General features: G+C 69.9%; 15 protein-coding genes and 3 pseudogenes. 10 read left to right on the forward strand and 8 right to left on the reverse strand.

The window, feature by feature from the left end; genetic code table 11:
- Positions 1-95: 95 nt before the first annotated feature.
- Both AB0G84_RS06700 and AB0G84_RS06705 read left to right on the forward strand, forming a co-directional pair.
- Positions 96-1,346: an aminotransferase class III-fold pyridoxal phosphate-dependent enzyme gene (locus tag AB0G84_RS06700; RefSeq protein WP_361316390.1), complete on the forward strand. Its 1,251-nt coding sequence runs from the start codon at positions 96-98 to the stop codon at positions 1,344-1,346.
- A 51-nt stretch (positions 1,347-1,397) separates the two neighbouring features.
- Positions 1,398-5,219 carry a hypothetical protein gene (locus AB0G84_RS06705; protein ID WP_361316392.1) on the forward strand — a complete coding sequence of 1,274 codons (3,822 nt, stop codon included), beginning with the start codon at positions 1,398-1,400 and terminating at the stop codon, positions 5,217-5,219.
- 80 nt (positions 5,220-5,299) lie between these two features.
- On the opposite strand, the gene AB0G84_RS06710 is transcribed toward AB0G84_RS06705, so the two are convergent.
- On the reverse strand, positions 5,300-6,667 hold the full coding sequence (locus tag AB0G84_RS06710) for an alkaline phosphatase (protein ID WP_361316853.1): 1,368 nt from the start codon (positions 6,665-6,667) through the stop codon (positions 5,300-5,302).
- Positions 6,668-6,865: 198 nt separating this feature from the next.
- Between AB0G84_RS06710 and AB0G84_RS06715 the strand changes: the two genes are divergently transcribed.
- Together AB0G84_RS06715 and AB0G84_RS06720 are read left to right on the forward strand one after the other, a co-directional pair.
- Positions 6,866-7,372: a hypothetical protein gene (locus AB0G84_RS06715; protein WP_361316395.1), complete on the forward strand. Its 507-nt coding sequence runs from the start codon at positions 6,866-6,868 to the stop codon at positions 7,370-7,372.
- Between the two features lie 90 nt (positions 7,373-7,462).
- Positions 7,463-8,251 carry an APH(3') family aminoglycoside O-phosphotransferase gene (locus tag AB0G84_RS06720; RefSeq protein ID WP_361316856.1) on the forward strand — a complete coding sequence of 263 codons (789 nt, stop codon included), beginning with the start codon at positions 7,463-7,465 and terminating at the stop codon, positions 8,249-8,251.
- Between the two features lie 402 nt (positions 8,252-8,653).
- On the opposite strand, the gene AB0G84_RS06725 is transcribed toward AB0G84_RS06720, so the two are convergent.
- Both AB0G84_RS06725 and AB0G84_RS06730 read right to left on the reverse strand, forming a co-directional pair.
- Positions 8,654-9,457, reverse strand: a complete 804-nt coding sequence (locus AB0G84_RS06725) for a hypothetical protein (protein ID WP_361316398.1) — start codon at positions 9,455-9,457, stop codon at positions 8,654-8,656.
- Between the two features lie 944 nt (positions 9,458-10,401).
- Positions 10,402-10,635, reverse strand: coding sequence for a hypothetical protein (locus AB0G84_RS06730; RefSeq protein WP_361316401.1), 234 nt, complete (start codon positions 10,633-10,635; stop codon positions 10,402-10,404).
- A 146-nt stretch (positions 10,636-10,781) separates the two neighbouring features.
- On the opposite strand from AB0G84_RS06730, the gene AB0G84_RS06735 reads away from it, so the two are divergent.
- Together AB0G84_RS06735 and AB0G84_RS06740 are read left to right on the forward strand one after the other, a co-directional pair.
- Entirely contained in the window at positions 10,782-11,048 is a 267-nt protein-coding gene (locus tag AB0G84_RS06735) for a hypothetical protein (RefSeq protein ID WP_361316858.1), read from the forward strand.
- The gene (locus AB0G84_RS06740; protein WP_361316404.1) at positions 11,045-11,293 is read left to right on the forward strand and encodes a hypothetical protein; all 249 of its coding nucleotides are present in this window, start codon (positions 11,045-11,047) and stop codon (positions 11,291-11,293) included. The genes AB0G84_RS06735 and AB0G84_RS06740 overlap by 4 nt, the downstream gene beginning before the upstream one ends.
- Positions 11,294-11,443: 150 nt before the next feature.
- Here AB0G84_RS06740 and AB0G84_RS06745 read toward each other — a convergent pair.
- A pseudogene (locus AB0G84_RS06745) lies at positions 11,444-11,695 on the reverse strand (IS982 family transposase); the annotation flags it as partial.
- A 277-nt stretch (positions 11,696-11,972) separates the two neighbouring features.
- On the opposite strand from AB0G84_RS06745, the gene AB0G84_RS06750 reads away from it, so the two are divergent.
- Entirely contained in the window at positions 11,973-13,049 is a 1,077-nt protein-coding gene (locus AB0G84_RS06750; RefSeq protein ID WP_361316861.1) for a protein kinase family protein, read from the forward strand.
- Positions 13,050-13,390: 341 nt separating this feature from the next.
- Here AB0G84_RS06750 and AB0G84_RS06755 read toward each other — a convergent pair whose 3' ends face one another.
- The 4 genes and pseudogenes from AB0G84_RS06755 to AB0G84_RS06770 form a co-directional block, all read right to left on the reverse strand.
- Positions 13,391-14,155, reverse strand: a complete 765-nt coding sequence (locus tag AB0G84_RS06755; RefSeq protein ID WP_361316406.1) for a class I SAM-dependent methyltransferase — start codon at positions 14,153-14,155, stop codon at positions 13,391-13,393.
- A gap of 168 nt (positions 14,156-14,323) precedes the next feature.
- Positions 14,324-14,419, reverse strand: a pseudogene (locus tag AB0G84_RS06760) (IS5/IS1182 family transposase); the annotation flags it as partial.
- Positions 14,412-14,564, reverse strand: a pseudogene (locus AB0G84_RS06765) (IS5/IS1182 family transposase); the annotation flags it as partial. The pseudogenes AB0G84_RS06765 and AB0G84_RS06760, both read right to left, overlap by 8 nt.
- A 7-nt stretch (positions 14,565-14,571) precedes the next feature.
- Positions 14,572-15,258: an HAD-IA family hydrolase gene (locus AB0G84_RS06770; RefSeq protein WP_361316409.1), complete on the reverse strand. Its 687-nt coding sequence runs from the start codon at positions 15,256-15,258 to the stop codon at positions 14,572-14,574.
- A 359-nt stretch (positions 15,259-15,617) separates the two neighbouring features.
- Here AB0G84_RS06770 and AB0G84_RS06775 point away from each other — a divergent pair, with 359 nt between their 5' ends.
- The 3 genes from AB0G84_RS06775 (at position 15,618) to AB0G84_RS06785 (ending at position 18,808) form a co-directional block, all read left to right on the forward strand.
- Positions 15,618-16,016 (forward strand): MerR family transcriptional regulator, encoded by a 399-nt coding sequence (locus AB0G84_RS06775; protein ID WP_361316412.1) that lies wholly within the window; start codon positions 15,618-15,620, stop codon positions 16,014-16,016.
- 270 nt (positions 16,017-16,286) lie between these two features.
- Positions 16,287-17,738 (forward strand): MFS transporter, encoded by a 1,452-nt coding sequence (locus AB0G84_RS06780; RefSeq protein WP_361316415.1) that lies wholly within the window; start codon positions 16,287-16,289, stop codon positions 17,736-17,738.
- Positions 17,739-18,190: 452 nt separating this feature from the next.
- Positions 18,191-18,808 carry a flavin reductase family protein gene (locus AB0G84_RS06785; RefSeq protein ID WP_361316418.1) on the forward strand — a complete coding sequence of 206 codons (618 nt, stop codon included), beginning with the start codon at positions 18,191-18,193 and terminating at the stop codon, positions 18,806-18,808.
- Positions 18,809-18,963: the final 155 nt, after the last annotated feature.

Raw genomic sequence — 18,963 nt, forward strand, 5'->3', positions numbered from 1 at the left:
CGAATTCCCGTCCGATCTCTGGAACGACCGGCAGGAAATGACTGTGGACGCGTCGTCTATCCACGTTCAACGGTTCATCGAGAAAAAGGCTGACGATGACTCAAAATTTTGCGACCCTGGCCGAAATCCCCACCTGTCCGCGGAATGCGGAGGGCAATCCCCGCGTATTCGTCTCCGCCGCGGGCGCCTATGTGACCGACGACGCGGGAAAGCGCTGGATCGACTTCGACAACACCCGTGGGTCGGTCCTGCTGGGCCATGGTGACCCGAAGATCGCCGAGGCCGTCACCCGCGCGGCCACCGGGTCGCTCGGCACCGCCACCGGCTGGAGCCCGCTGCTGGACACGGTCGTCTCCCGGCTGCTGGAGCTGTGCGGCGGGGAGGTCGTCGGCCTCTTCCGCACCGGCACCTCGGCCGTGCGCGCGGCGGTGCTCGCGGTACGGGAGGCGGTGGGCGCCGCTCTCGTCCTGAGCGCCGGCTACCACGGCTACGACCCGATGTGGTACCCGGCGAAGGCCCCGTTCGAGCCCAACGCGGACGGCGTCGTCGACTTCTTCTTCGACCTCGACGCCCTGGCCGACCTGCTGCGCGACCGCGAACGGGTGGCCGCCGTGATCATCTCCCCCGACCACATGCACCTGTCGCCGCGCTGGTACGAACGGGCGCGCGGTCTGCTCGCCGAGGCGGCGGTCCCGCTGATCGTGGACGAGGTGAAGGTGGGACTGCGCTACGGTCCCGGCCTGTCCACCGCGAAACTGCTGGATGCGGACGTGTGGGTGGCCGCCAAGGGCATCGCCAACGGCTTCCCGACGGCCGCGGTCGGCGGCTCGCGGACCCTACTCAAGCCGCTGCGCGAGATCTCGTACACCTCCTTCTTCGAGCCCACGGTGCTGGCCGCGGCCGAGCGGACCCTCGCCAGGGTGGCCACCGGCCTGCCGCAGCGCACCGTGCGGGAGACGGGCGACCGCTTCGTGGAGCACGCGCGCGCCGCGCTCACCGCGGCCTCGCTGCCGGTGGAGGTGGCGGGCGACGGCACCTTCTTCCAGTTCGTCCCCGCCACCCGCGAGGTCAAGAAGGCCCTCTACAAGGCGGCGGAGGAGGAGGGGCTGCTGTTCTACCGGGGGGACAACCAGGCCGTCTCGGCGGCCTTCGGGCCGGACGTCCTGGAGGACGCGCAGGCGCGTTTCACCCGCGTCTGCGACCGGCTCGCGCCGTTCGCCGGAGCCGGCCCGGTCGGTGAGGAGGCCCGCTACCTGGCCGCCTGGAGCGTCATGGACGGGCTGCGCGAGGCCGAGCGCGATGCGCGGCAGACCCGGGAGTGGGTCGACCGGCTCCTGGACGACTGACCGCCACGCGCCACCCGCACCCCCCGACACGAAAGGGCACGAGCTATTCCCATGGACAGGCCGTCGAACCATACGTCAGCAGACCCGGAAAGCGCGTACGGCGCGAAATGCGCCCGGCTCCTGGAACTTTCCACCCACCCCCGGTTCACCTCCATCGCGCTGCCCGTTTTCCCGCTGCCGGACGGGACCGCCCGGGAATTCCTGGACAACGTCCGCAGCGCCAGCGGAGAAACCGACGGGCCGCCCCCACCGGACACCGCGGCGGAACTCGTCACCGGCTACGCGGAATTCCTGCGCCGCCGATGGCCCGGGCTGCCCGACGAAATCGCCCGTACCTGTGGCCCCGCCCCCTGGATCGTGCGCAGTTCGGGCGCGGAGGACCAGGAGGACAACATCAACGCGGGCGGTTACGACAGTCTGGTGTGCGCCGGGCCCGCGGACCTGCCCGGCATCGTCGCGGCCGTGGTGTTCAGCGGTTACGGCGAGCACGCCGTGGCCCAGCAGCGCCTGGCCGACCCGGACTTCCGTCCCGAGCCGATCCCGGCCTTCGTACAGCCCCTCGTCGACGCCTCCGCCTCCGGGCCGCCGCCCGCCCCGCAGGAGACCCCGCTGCTGGGCCCCACGGGGACGGACCGCATCGCCGGCCTGCTGGCCGCCCTGCACGACCACTTCGGCATGCGGCGCCTGGACTGCGAATGGGTCCTGGAGACCGACGCGGGCACCGTGTCCATCACCAGCCTCACCGAGCACGGGGAAGAGGGCGGTGGTGTCGTCGGGCAGCTCTCCCTCGGCTTCGGCTTCGCCTCCGCCCAGCGCCTGGACGGCACCGACAACAGCGTCGTGTGGCTGTCCGGCGACGGCGCGACGCCGCTGTGGCGCGGTGAGGTGCTGCGGGCCGTACGGGTGCGGGCCGCGCACCTGGTCCAGGTCCGCCCCGCCCTCGCGTTCGACCCCGCGCCGACCGTGGAGGTACTGACCGACGAGGACCGCGCGACCTGGGAGGACAGTCACCCCGGACGCCCGGTGGACCTGCTGGTTCCGCCGCGCCGGGTGGCCGCCACCGCCTTCCTCGCCGCCGCCCGGCTGGACGACGCGTGGGCGCAGTACCTGCGGCTGGACGCCCGGCAGCGGGCCGCCACCGGGCACGTCCTGGTCGAGCGCGGCAGCCCGGCCGAGCACGCCGCCGTGATGTTCCGCCAGTACGGTGTGGCCGTGCTGCGCTGCCGGGCGGAGGACGTGCCGGAGTCGGCGTCCTACGTACTGGCCGACCCCTGGGCGGAACGCTGCTACTTCGGCGCCGGCCGCCCGCCCCGGGCGCGTACCGTGCCGCGCCGGGTCGCTGCCGTACCGTCCGGCTGCCGGCTGCTGTTCGACGAGCGGTCCTGCGCGCGAGCGGCGGCGGAACTGGCGGACGGACGGCGGCCGGAACCGGCGGTCATGCCGGGGTACGAGGAGCTGCGGACGGCGGCCCACCTTTCCCCCATGGCACGCGAGCGCCTGGTCACGCGCAGCTTCCTGCCCGACCCTGGGTGCCACCTGCGCGACGGCGACTCGGTGGCGTCCCCCGCGTTCGTGGCCCGGGCGGCCGGGGCCGCGCTCGCCCTGGGCGCCGAGCCGGCGCGGGTGGTGTCCGCCGTACCGGACGAGGCAGCCGGGTACGCACGCGGTCTCGTGGCCGCCCGGGCGCCCGGCCACGTCGCTACCGTCCTGCCGCGCTGCGCCCGCCTGCTGGGCTCCGGGCGCCTGGGGGCAGCCATCGGCCGGCCGGACGTACGGCTCGGTGTCATCCTGGCCCAGATCGACGGCCGCGGCGGGATCTCCGACACCGTCCTACTCCGCCTGCTGCCGCCGGTCCTCGCCCTGGCGGACTCCGAGGGCGGGGCGGACGCGGCCCTGGACCTGCTGCTGGCGGTGGAGTCCCTGACCGACGCCATGGACGCACTCGACGTCCACGCGGACCGCGAGCGCGACGCCATCCTCGTCCGCCTGCTGGACGCCCTGCCGCTGGAGGACCCGGTGACGGCGGGGGAGTTGTGCCGGCTGGCCCGGCGTTCGGCGCTGCCGCCCGGCGAGACCGCCCGCCTGGTGGCAGCCGCCTCGGCGGACCCGGACTTCGCCGCACGCCATCTGGAGTTGGAACGCTGCCGGGTGGCGCTGTCCGCCGCAGACCCCGCCGCCGCGCCGCAGCGCGCCCGTGAACTGGCCGCCGCCTACCGCGCGTACGCCCGCGGCCCGCTGCTGGAGGACGACGGCCGGGTCCTGCTGGACCTGGTCCGCTGCGATCTGATCGAAACCTATGACGCGGCGCTCAAGGACCTGCTCCTGAAGCTGGTGGACCGCCCGGGACCGGTGCTCCACCAGGGCTATCTGGGCGTCATGCTCGGCTGGCTGGAGCTGGCCGAGGCGTTCGGCCTGACGGACCGCGAGGCACGGGCCGTCGAGGTGTTCCGGAAGTGGATCGGACAGTGGCAGGCCGGGCCGCCCGCCGAGGACCACACCATCGAGGAGAGCGCCTCGTGGCGGCGGCTGCTGGAGGGCGCCGCCGACGCCGCCACGCCGCCCCCGCCCCCGGCCAACCCGCACCGGCTCCACAACGCCCTCCACCAGTGGCTGCTGGCGACGACGCGACGCTACCCGGCCGAGCGGGCGCCCAGCGGCGTGGCCGGGCTCCACACGGTCGCGGACCGGTTCTGCCGGGGCGGCAACAAACTGCTGCGGCTGACCCGGGACTCTTTCGAACTGGACGTCCCGCTGTCGCTGCACAAGGCGAGCCTGCTGTTCACGCCCGGCCGGATCGAGGCCGAGTGGAGCGAGCAGCCGGACGTCACCGAGGAGGAGACCGGCCGGCTCGCCGCCTTCGAGGTGCTGCTCGCCCGGTTCGGCGACTGGTTCCCGGACGTCGCCCTGCGCTCCGAGCGCCTGCTGGCGGCCGGAACGTGGACGCTGCGCATCGAGGCCCGGCCGGCCGGGCGGGCGGAGCGCTTCGACCTGCCCCGGATGCGGCTCGTCCTGGGACTGCTGCGGACGCTGTTCGACGGCTCGTACGACTTCTCGTACGTGCCCGTCAAGGAAGTCGCCCACCTGGAAGAGGCCTTCGCCTCCCCGCGCTGGGGCGCGGTCTTCGCCTCCCTGGTGGACTACCGCAAGCAGTACGACGACTCCGCACAGTACGAGACCCTGGAGACGCTGCCCCTGGCCCTCTCGATAAGCATGCTGTGCACCGACACCTGGACCCGGGAGACGGTGCTGCGCCTGGCCGATGCTGACCCCGGCGCAGCGGTCGAGCAACTGGACGTGCTGGTAGGGGAGTTGCGGGAGGAGAGCGCCCCGGCCGCCTGGACGACGGTGTTCCACCGGATCCAGCAGACGGCCCTGTTCCTGGCCGCGCACCACCCCCGGGCGGCCCTCGACGCGCTCGCCGCCCGTCCCACGGCCGGCTGGGCGAACATCCTGGCCACCGCCGCACTGCCGCGCGCCGACCTGCGGGAACCGCTGCGGGCCGCACTGCGCCAGCAGCGACCGGACGGTCCGCTGACCGCGCTGGTGCTGCGCCACGCCCCGCACCTGGTGGTCACCGCGGCCGACGCGGCGGACCTCGCCCGGGCGGCGCTGCGCGCCCCCAAGGCGTACCGCCGCCGCAAGCAGTACCTGGCCCACCGCCACGCCGCTCCACTGGAGACGGCGGGGCTCCTCGGTCCGCTGGTGGCGGATCTGGAGGTGGTGCCGTACGGGTACGACGCCGACGCGGAGGCGGCGCTGTCGCGGGCCGTGGCGGCGGTGGGCGGACGGCTGCGCTGTGACGTCCGGTCGAAGATCGACGAGACGCACCCGGTGTTCCTCGGCGGTCCGGCCCACGCCGTCCCTGCCCCGTAATGGGCGACGCCCGCATGGCACGGGCCGCTCCCCGGGAAGGCGGGGGCGGCCCGTGCCGGAGCGTGGCCGCGGAAGGGAGCTCAGCGCAGGCCGAGCGCGCCCGTAATAGTCGTGAACAGCTGCGTCTGGTCGGTGACGCCCGACACCCGCTCGGCGAACGGCCCCTGGGCCGCGATACGGACCTGGGTGCCGGTGTGTTCCTGCCCGTCCTCGGGCGTGGTCGTCGTCGCGTAGCTGACCTTGAGCCGGCCGCCCTCGTCGGTGACGAGCGTGGCCGACAGGCCCATCGGTTCCGCGTCCACCGGCACTATCTGGCTGCTGTGCCCGTGGTCGGCGGTGGTGATCACGAGGGTGTCGGGGTGGCGCTCGGCGTAGTCACGGGCCACCTTGACGGCACGGTCGAACGCGGCGGTCTCACCGATCTGGCCGCACGGGTCCGCCTCATGGTTCTGCTTGTCGATCGAGGCGCCCTCGACCTGGAGGAAGAAGCCCTTGCCGTCCCGGCCGGCCCGCGCCTTGGCCTCCAGCAGTTCGATGGCCTTGCGGGTCTGTGCCTCCAGCGTGGGGGTACCGGCCGGGCGGCGGGGGTTGGCGGTGACGCAGCGCTGCGCCTCGGTGCCGCCGCGGGCCGCAGGCCGCCCCGTCCACTCCACGGGCACGTCCTCCGGCGCGAACAGGCCGAGTACCGGCCGCCCGGGGTTGGCCGCGCGCAGGCCGCGGGCGTCGGTCACGATGCGGTACCCCAGCTTCTCCGCCTGCTGGGCCACGGTGAGTCCCGCGTACGGACCCTCGGTGATCTTCTGCTCGAAGCGCTGCCGGCCGCCGCCGAGCAGAACGTCCGGCCGCAGCCGTACGGACTGTTCGGCGATCGACCCGAGGCCGCCCCGCCCGATCGTGTCGTGGGGACACGCCTCCATGTCGGCCGGTCCCCCGCAGTCCCGGTCGCCGACGTGTGCGGCCATCGCGGCGGGGGTGGCGTCGGTGAGTTCCGCGGTGCTGACCGACCCGGTGGCCAGGCCCTTCCGGCGGGCCAGTTCGAGGATGGTGGGCATCGGACGGTCGGTGTCGGGGGTCTTGGATATGCGGTAGTTGACGGTCTTGTGGCCGGTGGCCCAGGCGGTGGCGCTCGCGGCGGAGTCGGTGACGTAGTTCGGCCGTCCGTGCTCGTCGACCGAGTAGGTGGTGTACGTACCGGTCTGCGGGAAGCCGTCCATGTGCAGCCGCCCGCCCGCGCCGACCGTGTAGTCGCGGGCCAGGGTGATCTCCGAGTCGCCCATGCCGTCGCCGACCAGCAGGATGACGTTCTTCGCCGCCCTGGGGCGGTGGCCGGCGTCGGCGTCGGCCGTCGTGGACACGACGGCGCCGGCCGCCACGGCGACGGTCAGTGCGCCGGCTGCCCAGGCCGGCCGGCGGCGTAAAAGACGGGGGATCGTTGCCGTTGCTCTCATCGTGCTGGACCTCCGAACCCGCGGAACCGCGAGCGGTCCCGATGGCGTCATCAGCTTTAGCGGATAGAATGGATAGTGAGCGTACGCCAACTGATCGGCCATGCGTCAACAGCGAACAAGGGTGCACGTGAACGCGATAGAGTCGTCCGCCCTTGCGGGCAACGACGCCCGCCGATCCACCGCAGGCGGGATGGGCGCATGAGTGACCACACATCGGCAACCGATCAGGAGGGCCGCCCGCTGCTGCGGGCGTTCGGGCGGCGCCTCAACGAGCTGATCGCCGCTCTGTACCCCGACGAACGCAAACGCCCGGGATACGCCCGGCTCGCCAAGGAAATCCGCGAGACCACGGGTGGGGCCATCTCCGGTACGTACCTCTGGGAGCTGGCCACCGGCAAGAAGCGGAACGTGACCCTAGAGCAACTCGACGTGCTCGCCGAGTACTTCGGTGTGCCGCCCGAGTACTTCCTCAGCGAGGACGTGGCCGAACGGGTCAACTCCCAGCTCCGGCTGGCCGTCGCGCTCCGCGACTCCCGGGTCCGCAACCTGGCGCTGCGCGCCGAGGGGCTGTCACCGGCCACCCTGGACGCGGTGCTGACCATCGTCGAGGAGGCACGCAAGGTGCAGAACCTCGAACCCTCGGAAGGCGACGGCGGTGACGGCGGCGGTGACGGCACGGGAAAACCGTCCGCCACCTCGTCATGACCGCAGCGGGAACGGCTCATTCCCGCCCCTGTGCTGCATGACGCGTACGGCGGGGCTAGGGCATCGGCCAGGATATCTCCCATGAGCGACATGAACGAAGAAGTACGAAAGCTTTACCCCCGCCATACCTGGACGCCGGTCACCGAAGGCGACTCCGGCGCCTTCGTCCACCACCTCACGGGCCCCGGCGAGCTGTACGCCAAACTCGTCCCCGTCCAGCCGGACACCGGCCTCGACCTCAAGGCGGAGGCCGACCGCCTGGAATGGCTGACGGCGCAGGGCCTGCCAGTCCCGCGCGTCGTCGGCCTGGGCTCCGGTGACACCGTCTCCTGGCTGGTCACCGAGGCGGTACCGGGCGTCTCCGCCGCCGAGGAGTGGCCCACCGCGCAGCGCGCCGAGGTGGCCGAGGTGATGGCCGACGTCGCCCGGCAGCTGCACGAACTGCCCGTCGCGGACTGTCCGTTCGACGCGAGCCTGGACGTGATGATCCCGCAGGCGCTGCACCACCTGGAGGCGGGCCTGGTCGACCTGGAGGACCTGGAGGAGGAGCGGGCAGGCTGGTCGGAATGGCGACTTCGCGCCGAACTCGAACGCGCCCGCCCGCCCCGGGAGGACCTGGTCGTCTGCCACGGGGACCTGTGCCCCAACAACGTGCTGCTCGACCCGGAGACGCGCAGGCTGACCGGGGTGATCGACGTGGGCCGGCTCGGCCGCGCCGACCGGCACGCCGACCTGGCCCTCGCGATGCGCGAACTCTCGCGCGAGGAGGACCCGTGGTTCGGTCCGCACTGCGTACGGCGTTTCGTCGAGCGGTACGGCGCGGAGCGGGTCGATCCGGCGAAAACCGCCTTCTACCAGCTCCTGGACGAATTCTTCTGATACCGGAGCGTGGGCCCGGCCGACGGCCCATGAGGTGCGCGCGACGTCCGTAACCCGCGAAGACGCCCCTTGCCGTCCCCGTGCGGGACCGGCGAACCGGCCTCATTCACCGTCAGGTCGGGCGGGACCGATGCGACCGCGTTCGCAGAGGCGGCGGCCCGGGACGGTTCTACACCGCCCCGGGCCGCTCCCGTCTCGTCGGTGAGGTTCCCCCGCTGGGCGGGAGGGGCTGACTGGTACTCCAGCCGGACTTCTGCGACGGTCAACTTCACGCCAGCTCCGTAGCTCCACCACACGCAGTGCGTGCCGGCGAAGGCCCGGTATGAGCCGGTCGCGGTCGGCGGACCGATACGGCTACAACCTGGCGCGCGTAGCCTTGCCGGAGGGACGGGGGCACTGAGCTCACCAGCCCCGAGTGCCTTGCATTCCGGGCATGAGATCGATTCGAACGCCGTTGCCTTCATGGATGACGTAAGTGGTTCCGACCGAATGACTCCACCCGAGGGGCAGCAGGTAGTAGCGCCCATTGCGTTCGATGAGCCGGCGGAGCCCGGTGTAGCGGTACCGATAGTGCGCTTTGGCACCCAGGTCCTCCACCTTCACCCCCGGTCCGGCCAGGCTGAGGCGGTCGGTGCTCAGGACCACCACGGAGGTGCGGCGCACGAGGTTGTCGGCCGCCTGTCCTGCCTCTTGTTCGCCCATTTGGCCGGTAGCGAGGCTGAACGCCCACATCACCAGCAGACCAGCTGAGAAAACGGGCACCGCTTTGCTCCACAACCCGGCAGAAGCAGGAGCTGCACCCGACCAAGGGGTCTGGCCCAGGAATATGCCGAACCCCAACAGCAAGGGAGCAGCCCATCCATAGGGCTGGATGAGCGACCACCAAGGCAGGAGAACCAAGCCCGCCAAGACGAACCACAAGTGCGCTCGGGCCACACTTCGGGCCCACCTCTCCATCACGACCGCAGCGCGCCCTTGAACAGGTATCGCTCCTCTGGTGGCGAGGTGACGTGCGACCAGCACAGCCACCGTCAAGAAGGTCGCTACCGGCACTGTCACGATGCTCAGACTCTGGATCGACAGCTCGGCGAAGCTGAAACCCAAGCTAAATGCATCCAGGCGGAAGTAGCGGTAGTAGGACGTCATATAGACCGCCCCCAGGTAGTACATGACCGCTACCAGGAAGGTCGCTTGCGCCGTCACCACGCCGAGCAGCCCGGTTGCCGTAAGAGCCCCGGTGCCCTGTTGCGCTGGCCTCACTCGGACGCGGCTTCGTGGCCGCGGGACGGTGCGGCCTGTGCGACGGCCTCGGGTCTGCGCCACGCGGGTTGCCGAAGGCCGCCGTGCGGGATCGTTGGCTCGCAGTTGCGGCCCAACCCGCCCTGTCCTGGGCACTCTCTGGTTCCTGCTACCGGTCAATACCCTGCGTCCTTCGTCCGTCCGTTGCTCAGGTACTGGAGGGGTGAGGGCAGGTTTCGTGCGGTGGAGGACCTGTGTCAGGGGATGATGATGGCGTTGCCGATCCTGCCGGGCCCGGCGAGGGGGACAGGGAATCTTCAGGGGGAGGGCATGTTTCGCCGGTCGGCTCTTCATCGTTGCCGGGCTCCGAGCCACCGGGGTCATGGCCGTTACCGCCATCGGTACCGCCCGAGGGATCCAGACCGCCGCCGTCTGCTGGGGGCGCGCTGTGATCGACGGGGGGAGGCGTAACCGGATTGATGGGGTCGCCTCCGTACGAGGGGCTGCTGCCTCCTGAGGGATCACCCTGACCGCCCGGCCCAGTGCTACCGGGGACCGGCGGCTCTACTGTTCCACGGCCCGACGGGGCAGGTTCCACCGATCCACGGCCTGACGGGACGGGTTTCGCCAAACCTGGTTCGGTGGGGGTGAGGGCGCTGGAAGGGGTATCCCGTTGTCTGTAGGCGGGTGCCTCGCCAGTGCCGCTGGGCGCGGCGTGAGTGCACCCCACCGCCGCGATCATCACGGCGACGATCGCCGTATCACGGGTCAAATTCCGGCTTCGGCGCCCCATTTCAGATCCCCCTTGAACCTCTCGACCGGTCCAGGCCGAGCCTCGTTGTACCTGCACCATTCGTTGAGGGGGCTGCAGCCTCCGCTCGGCGTTACACATGGTGCGTAATGAGTAACGCTCAGCAGTGCACTTCGGTTCCATGCAGCGAGGTGACAATGTTCCCGCCGCCGAAGGGATTGGCCGCAGGGGGCGCTTCCGATCGGTGTGTCACACCGAGGGGCTGACTGACCTCGGCTTCGTCTGTGATCCGCCTGCGCAGTACGGGCCACTGCGCGATGAGCAGATCCCGGTGCAGGGAGTCGATCAGGTCCTGACGCTGCCCTTCGGCCAGGCCCGTGCGGTACAGGCTCATCCGGGAGCGCGGCTGCTCCAGTCCGTAGGAGAGGCGGCCCGACGAGGCCACGTGCAGCGGCAGGTCGACCGTGCCGCGGGCGGGACCGGTCAGCCAAGGTCCCCCAGCGCCACCCCGACAACGAAGGCGTACGCGCCACCGTCCACCTGGTCTGCGACCGCAGCGAAGAGACCCACGTCTGCGCCCTCCTCCTCCAGGCCCTCACGGGCAGCGGCCTCACCCTCACCGGCCTGCGGGTCCGGAGCGAAGCCGACGCCACCACCGGCCTGCAGACCGTCGTCGCCGTCAACGGCAGCCCCGCCCACGCCCTGGAACAGCTCATCGCCCGCCTGTCCCTGGAACCTGGGATCCGCGACCTGCACTGGCACCTGGACGCCGCACCTCTGGAAGCCGAACGGGAGGCCGTGGCATGAACGACCGAGACCTGCTGCCGGAGCGGCTCGCCGCCCGCCACCTCGCCGAAGAAGCACCCGGCCTGACGGCAGCCTCCGCCGACGCCCTGCGCGCCGGCCTCGCCGCCAGGGTGGACACCCTGCGCCATGCCGCGCTCGCCGCCTCCCGCGCAGGTGTCCCACCGCTCGTCATAGCCCACGACTCCCACCTGCCGGCGAAGACCGTCCGGGGGTGGATCGCGACGGAGCGCTGCGTACGCCATTGAGCCAACTCCGACTGTTCCAGGAGTGGTTGCGGTCGTGACGGTTCGGGCCTCGGGTCGGTGATCGGCGTCAACGGCGCCGGGCCGGGCGCCCCATGGGGTGGGCTAGGGGTGCTCGGTCCGGGGGGAGCGAGACGAGTAGTTCCGATGTGATCAGTCGTCATAGGCGATCGGTGAGCGGGGGACTGCTGCGCCGATCAGATTGTTGTGCCAGATGCCGACGGCCATCGCGAGCACACGCTGGGTCACTCGGACGGCCACGCCCTCGAAGGTCCGTCCGCCGTGTCGCTCCAGGTCAAGCTGCCCTTTGAGGGTGTCGTTGACCGACTCGATCAGCTGGCGGACCTTCTTGAGCATCGGCTCTCCGTAACGCTTCTTCTCCCGCTTGAGCGACGGCCGCAGCAGCTCGATGCCTGGGCCCCAGCAAGACAGACGAGTTCGGAGTCACTGAGCAGCGGCGGTCTACCGAGGCACCGGGTTCCTCCCATTTCGTCGTCGATCTTCACGTAGAGTGCGGTCAGGAGGGTGCTCAGGTCCCTCGTCACACACGGATCTTGGACGCCCTCTGCCCGCTCCGGAGGCCAAACTGCAGAGCCACGCGTCGTTGCGCTCGGCGGGACTGCGTAGCCATTGCAGAATCGAGGTCGGCACCCAGGTGGAGGCCGCAGTGCAGCGCCCTGTCATGTCGCACGGTGCGCGTCTGACCGCCCATAGCACCGTCTCCACATCCCTGGCCTTGTGCAGTGATCGCGCTCTGCGCGAGCTCGTGGACACGGCCGTGCCGATCGGATCCGGCATCGGCGGGAAGTCGGCCCTCATGGAGGTCGCTGGCACCCCGGTCTTCGTGAAGCGGGTGCCCCTCACCGATCCCGAGAGGCAACCTGAGCACGTCCGGTCCACGGAGAATCTGTTCGATCTGCCCGTCTTCTGCCAGTACGGCATCGGCACCATCGGCGGGCCGGGATTCGGGGCCTGGAGAGAGCTCGCCGTGCACACCATGACGACGAACTGGGTGCTCGCGGCGGAACACGAGGGCTTCCCCCTGATGTACCACTGGCGGGTGCTGCCGGACTCGACGCCCCTGCCCGAAGAACTGGCCGACATCGAACGGGCCGTTGCCTACTGGGGCGGCGGATCGCAGGTGCGCCGCCGGATCCAGGCCCTCCAGCAGTCCTCAGCCAGCGTCGCGCTGTTCCTGGAGTACATCCCGCAGAACCTGCACCAGTGGCTGGGCACCCAGGTCGAAGCAGAAGACCAAACCGCTAACCGAGCCTGCGCCATGGTGGAGAGGGAACTGGCAGCCGGCACCTCCTTCATGAACAGCCGCGGGCTCCTGCACTTCGACGCGCACTTCGAGAACATCCTGACCGACGGCCAGCGCCTCTACTTCGCGGACTACGGCCTCGCCCTTTCCTCCGGCTTCGAGCTGTCGCAGGACGAGGCCGACTTCTTCGACCAGCACCAGACCTACGACCGCTGTTACACCGCCACGTATCTGGTGAACTGGCTGGTCACCGCTCTGTACGGATACCAGAGGGAGGACCGGGAGGGCCGCTACGCGCTGGTGCGCGCCTACGCAGAGGGCAAGCGCCCCACAGGAATCCCAGAGGAGGCCGCGGCGATCCTCGCCCGGCACGCGCCGATCGCCGCAGTGATGTCCGACTTCCACCGCAAGTTCCAGCGCCAAAGCAGGCAGACCCCCTACCCGCTGGAGGAGATCCGCCAGCTTGGCGAGATGTACAGCTCCTCCATTTGCTGAACGGACGCCTGGAGGCCAGCACTCGACATGGATCAGTCACCCTACGTCGGCCTCCAGCAGCACCCCAGGGCACAACGCTGGCCTGACCACGCGCGCATGCGACATCAAACCCGCGCAACAGCTCGGACAACGGAACTACTCGTCTAGGGGACGGTGTAGTCGATGAGGACCTTGCCGGCCAGACGGTCGCCGAGGCGGTCAGCGCGGCGAGGGCGTCGTGGCCGTCGACGCCAGGCGAGCCGGAGGTGGCACGTCGAGCGCACCCATGCCTGGCAGAACGCCTTCGCTGGGACAACCGGCCGAACCGACGCCCATGAGGGCACGCCTGTCTCCGCGAGCTCTTACGCGTGCTCAGGCTTGCGCGCCTCGATGAGGGTCCTGGACGAGCGGGCGATGAACGGGCCCTCGGCCTCGATCTTCTCGTGCAGCTCGCGCAGGCGGCTGCGGTACTGCTCGACGGTGAAACCGGGCACCGTCCAGATCACCTTGCGGAGGAAGTAGATCACGGCGCCGACGTCGAAGAACTCCATCCCCAGCCGTTCCGTGCGCACGTTGATGATCTCCAGGCCGACGGCCTTCGCCGCCGCGCTCTCGTCGTCAGGGTGCCGCTTCCGGCGCGCCTCGGGCTGCGGCCCCAGGAAGTACTCCACCAGCTCCCACACGCTGGCGGGCCCGATGTGCTGGGCGAAGTACGTCCCACCCGGTCGCAGCACTCGCGCGATCTCCGACCACCACACCGTCGCGGGATGCCGGCTGGTCACCAGGTCGAATGCCTCATCGGCGAACGGCAGCGGCGGCTCGTCCGGGTCGGCGACGACCACCACCCCGCGCGGGTGCAGCAGCCTGGTCGCCTTGGCCACGTTCGGCGGCCAGGACTCCGTCGCGGCCATCGCGGGAGGCAGTTTCTCCGCCCCGGCCAGGACCTCACCACCACCGGTCTGAATATCTAGCGCCGCCGACACCACCGCCAGCCGCCGACTCATCGCCTGCTGATAGCCCCACGACGGGCGTTGCTCGGTCGCTCGGCCATCCAGCCAGGAGAAATCCCAACCCTCCACGGAAACCGACTCAGCTTCGGCGACAAGCTCTTCAAAAGGACGTGACACACCCACATCATTACGCCCCGGCCCACCCGAACGCACACAGTTTTCCGTTGTGGCCCCTGGCAAGCCGGTGACGGGAACAACGTACGGTAGCGGCCGAACCGCTGCCCATGAGGGCACGCCTATCTGCGCGAGCCCTTAAACGGGGTCGACTGCTGAGGGCCCGCTCGTTCATCCAGCGAGGTTGAGGTTGTGCAGGCGGGCGATGCCAAGCATGGCGTGGTGGACCCCGTCGCCCTTGAGGCGGCAGTCACGGAGGATCTTCCAGCGGCCGGCTCCACGGCCTGCCCCGAGGGCCGGCATCGACCCCCGAGTGACGCAGCATCGTCACCAGTTTCGTGAACTGACGAGGGCTCAGCCTGGTGAACGGAACTATCCAGGACGGTTCCGACGCCGTAATCACACCAGCCACAGCAAGATCATTCCACTGTGGCTGATCCCTCCAGCCGGTGAGAGCGGGACCCGGACGCGAAGGCAAGGATGTCGCCGACTGCTTCACGCAGGCTGCCGAAATGACGATGCACGCCATCGACTGCCGCGGGGGTGTTGACGCCCCACACCGTCATCCCGGCACGAAGCCCGGACTGCACCCCGGAGGGGGCGTCCTCGATGACCAGGCAGTCCTCAGGTTGGGCACCAAGTCGCGCGGCGGCCTGCTGATACGGCACCGGAGACGGCTTGCCTTCCGCCACCGCAGCCGCATCCACCACAAGGTCCGGGACCGGCAGGCCCGTCCGTGCGAAACGTCCACGTACCCGGTGCTCGTAATTCGAGGTCACCAGTGCCCAGGCCCCGGGCTGCAGGGCATTCAGCAGTTCCGAGGCGCCATCAAAGGCCGTATAAGCACCGGAACGGACGTCCTCGTCCTCCAGCTCGTGCAGTGCGGCCAGGCACTCCCGGGGGTCCAGGTCCGGGGCAACCTGCGCGAACGTCTCCATGGGTCTCGTCCGCAGCGCCACTCGGTAGACCTCATCAGGGTCAAGTCCGTATCGCCCCGCCCACGTGCGCCAGACCAGGCGCTGATTGTCCACGGCATCGATCAACGTGCCATCGACATCAAACAGGACATACCTCATCGCACCAGGCCGACCGAGTTCACTGATCATGCCTCGATCATGTCATCGGGCCTGAGCAGGCAGTTTGCGGGACAAGCCTTAGGGGGCAACGTGCCGTCATTGGGCTCGGCTGGAGTCGCCGCTGCCTCGGGGGAGAAAGCCCGGCAGGCCGCCTGTGTGGTCGCGTCGGCAGCTGATCGACGGGACGCGGTGGCGGGCTGGCCGGCGCGTCGGCGAAGCCAACCGCCGAGCGTGGGCCGAACTCGACCCCCGCCCGGAACTCAACCGGTGGGTATTCGCCATCGAATGACTCGAAGGGGAGTGCCGAGGCCATGGCGTACGCAAACGTCGGTGGTGTCGCCTCGAACGCTTGACCTTGACGCCCGTGTCAGGGTTCTACTGTCCGAACCATGATGAAGGAGATCGAGATGCGGATCGGAGAGCTGGCGAACGTGACCGGCGTCAGCGCCCGGTCCCTGCGGTACTACGAGCAGCAGGGCCTCCTGGCGCCCCTCCGCGCCGAGAACGGCTACCGCGTGTACGGCGAGCTGGACGCCGTACGGGCCGCGAACATCAAGGACGCCCTCGACGCCGGCCTCACCCTGGATGAAGTCCGCCCCGCGCTGGTCAACGGTTGCCTGGACGCGCCGCTGTGCGAAAGCCCTTACTGCGCTGAGGAGTTGCGGCGGGCCACCGACCGGCTCGCCGCGCTGGACGACCGGATCGCCGCGCTCCAGGAGCTGCGCGGCCGGCTCGCGAAGCACATCGACGAGACCGTCACCCGCCGCCCCGTGGCGGGCACGGGCTGACGGCCGCCACCGAAACGCGGGCCGGAACTACGGTGCCGCGCCGATCAGCGGCCGGTCCCGAATCCGTCGGGAGCATCCAAGTGACAACGAGTCACGCCGTGTTCGCCCTCAAGGTCGAGGCCATATGGACAACTACGTGGGGTCAACTTCCCGATGGCTCCCTCCCCGGCCCGCCTCGCCCGACGACACGGCATGAGGGTCGATCGAGTTCGCGTCACACCCCTGAGCACCCATGAATCCGACAGCCCTCCACAACCATTGGGGTACGAAGTGACACTTCTTGACACGGAAGCAGGAACGGGAGCGCCGGATACCGGCGTGCCCGCAGGTCGACGCCGGTGGGCGCTCGTTCTCCTTGCCGGAGCGCTGGCGCTGGACACCAGTGGAGTTGCGGTCATCAATGCCGCCTTACCCTCCATCGGTGATGAGTACGGCGTTGACAGTGCCACGCTGCAGTGGACGATGACGGCCTATGCCATTGCCTTTGCCGGGTTCCTCCTGTTCGGGGGCAGGATCGCGGACGTCCTGGGCCGCAGGAAGATCTTCGCAGTGGGCGTCGCGCTCTTCGCCGCGGCCTCGCTGGGCGCCGCGCTCGCTCCGACCGTTGGGGTGCTGATCGCGGCTCGTGCACTGCAGGGGATCGGTGCAGCACTGTCCGGCCCGGCGTCGCTTGCTCTGCTCAGCCAGATCTTTCCTGAAGGACCGCAGCGGAACCGGGCGCTGGCGGTCTATGCGGCGACCGGCGGGTCCAGCTTCAGCGCCGGGCTGGTTGTTGGCGGGGCTCTCACCGACTTCCTCGGCTGGCGCTCGGTGTTCGCCGTCAGTGTCCTCGCCGGAGTTCTGATCGTGGCAGGGGTCCGGGCGCTGCTTCCTGCGGGCCGGCGCCAGCCACGCCCCCTGGATATCCCGGGCGCGATCCTCGTCACCCTGGGAATAGGCCTGGTCGTGTACGGCGTGAGCCAGGGCAGTGAAGTCGGCTGGGGGGCCGCACAGGTCCTGATCTCCCTGGTGTTGGCCGTGATCGGGCTGGCGGGCTTCGTCGTGTGGGAGAAGGGGCGCACGGAGCCGCTGCTTCCGATGCGTATCTTCCGCAGCCGCCCGGTATGGGCCGCTTCCCTCACCGGTGCGGTCTTCTACACCGGTGCCGGTGGGCTGCTGTTCTTCTCGCCCCTGTACGCGCAAGGGATACTCGGTTACTCGCCGTTCGAGTCTGCACTGGCCGTCCTGCCCGTGGGCGTAGTCGTGATCGTCAGCTCGCAGATCGCCGGACGTCTGATGTCGCCGGCGGCTTACAAGCCCCTGATGGCTGCCAGCCTGCTTCTCATCGGAACCGGCGTCACTCTGTGGGTGGGCACACCAGAGGACGGCTCGTACTGGGTGCACATGCTCCCCGGCATCGTGGTCATGAGCACCGGCCAGGGTTTGGGTTTCGGCGCGATGACAGCCGCCACGCTGGAGGGCCTGCCGCTCCACCAGCACGGAGTCGCTGGTGCGGTCAATGTGACCGCACAGCAGATCGGCAACAGCGTCGGGTTGGCCATCTTGGTTGCCGTTTCGACCGGAGTCAGCGGCGGTGCCACCAATCCAGCCGATCAGCTGTCAGGTTTCCACGCGGCATATTGGGTGGCGGGCGCCATCGGGCTCCTGGGCGGGCTGACCGTTCTGCTCACCACGTTTCCCAAGGTGGACACCGCACCATCAGCTTCCCAGGAGAGGCCGTGACAGTGCAGGCCGGACGTACCTGAACTGGTGTCTGCGAAGTGAGGACGGCTGCGTGATCGGGCCGCCTCGATACGGGCGGCCGGCGGACTGCCGCCCTGTTGGCCATCGGCGCGGCTCGCCTCGGGCTCGGTTTCGGTGGCGAGGCGCCACCGACGGCGGACTTCATCCAGTGGCCCGAGGGACGTGGAGGGCATAGCCGATCAGCCGGCCGGGTGCCAGGGGCTCGTCGTCGGCCAGCGCCCGAACTTGCCGGGCCGAGGCTGCTGGCGTCCGCACGAGGGAGGCGGGTGGGGACCTCGAAGTCCTCCCAGACGGTGGGGGCTGCTGCTGGCACGGTGTCGGCTCCTGGTGATCGGTGGTACCGATACCGGGCACTTCCGCCGAACTCAGGGGTTTGGTGGTGCTGTGGATCCGCTAGAGGATCCCCGGCCGACTCCTGGATACTGATCAGCATGCGCACTGACTTTGATCCTGCCGTGATGTCCCGCAACGAGTTCTACCGGCTGCTGACCGCGACGGTGGTTCCGCGGCCGATCGCCTGGGTGTCCACGGTCTCGGCGGACGGCACACACAATCTCGCCCCGCACTCCTTCTTCTCGATCGCCAGTGTGGCGCCGCCGGTGGTGCAGTTCACCTCCGTCGGGCGCAAGGACACCCTGCGCAATGTCGAGGCGACCGGGCAGTTTGTGGTGAATTTTGCGCCGGAGCGGCTCTTCGCGCAGATCAATGACACCGGTACCGACTTTCCGCACGGTGTGAGCGAATTCGAGGCGGCCGGGATCGAGTCCGAGCCGAGCCTTCGGGTGAAGCCGCTGCGGGTGGCGGCCTCGCCGGTGGCGCTGGAGTGCGAGGTGCACACCACGCTCGGCGTCGGGGATTCCACGGTGGTGTTCGGCCGGGTGGTGCATGCGGCCGTATCGCAGGACGTGCTGGTCGATGGGCACCCCGAGATCTCCGAGCTGAAGCCCCTGTCGAGGCTAGGCAAGGAGGAATGGGGCATGCTCGGCCCGGTCCAGGAGATCGCCCGTATTAGGCATGCGGACTGGCAGGGGCCGGCCGGCGTGCAGTAGGAGGAGGAAGCCGCAGTCGAACGGGTTCCTTCGAGGGGCTCTTCCGGTTCACAGCGGCATCCGCGACCCTGTCGGTGTCGGTGTCGGTGTCGGCGTCGGCGTCAGTGTCAGTGCCGTTGACGTTGCCGTCGGTGGTGTGTTGCCGGTGCCAAGGT

The sequence above is a fragment of the Streptomyces sp. NPDC020742 genome, assembly GCF_040641675.1.
Taxonomy (GTDB): domain Bacteria; phylum Actinomycetota; class Actinomycetes; order Streptomycetales; family Streptomycetaceae; genus Streptomyces.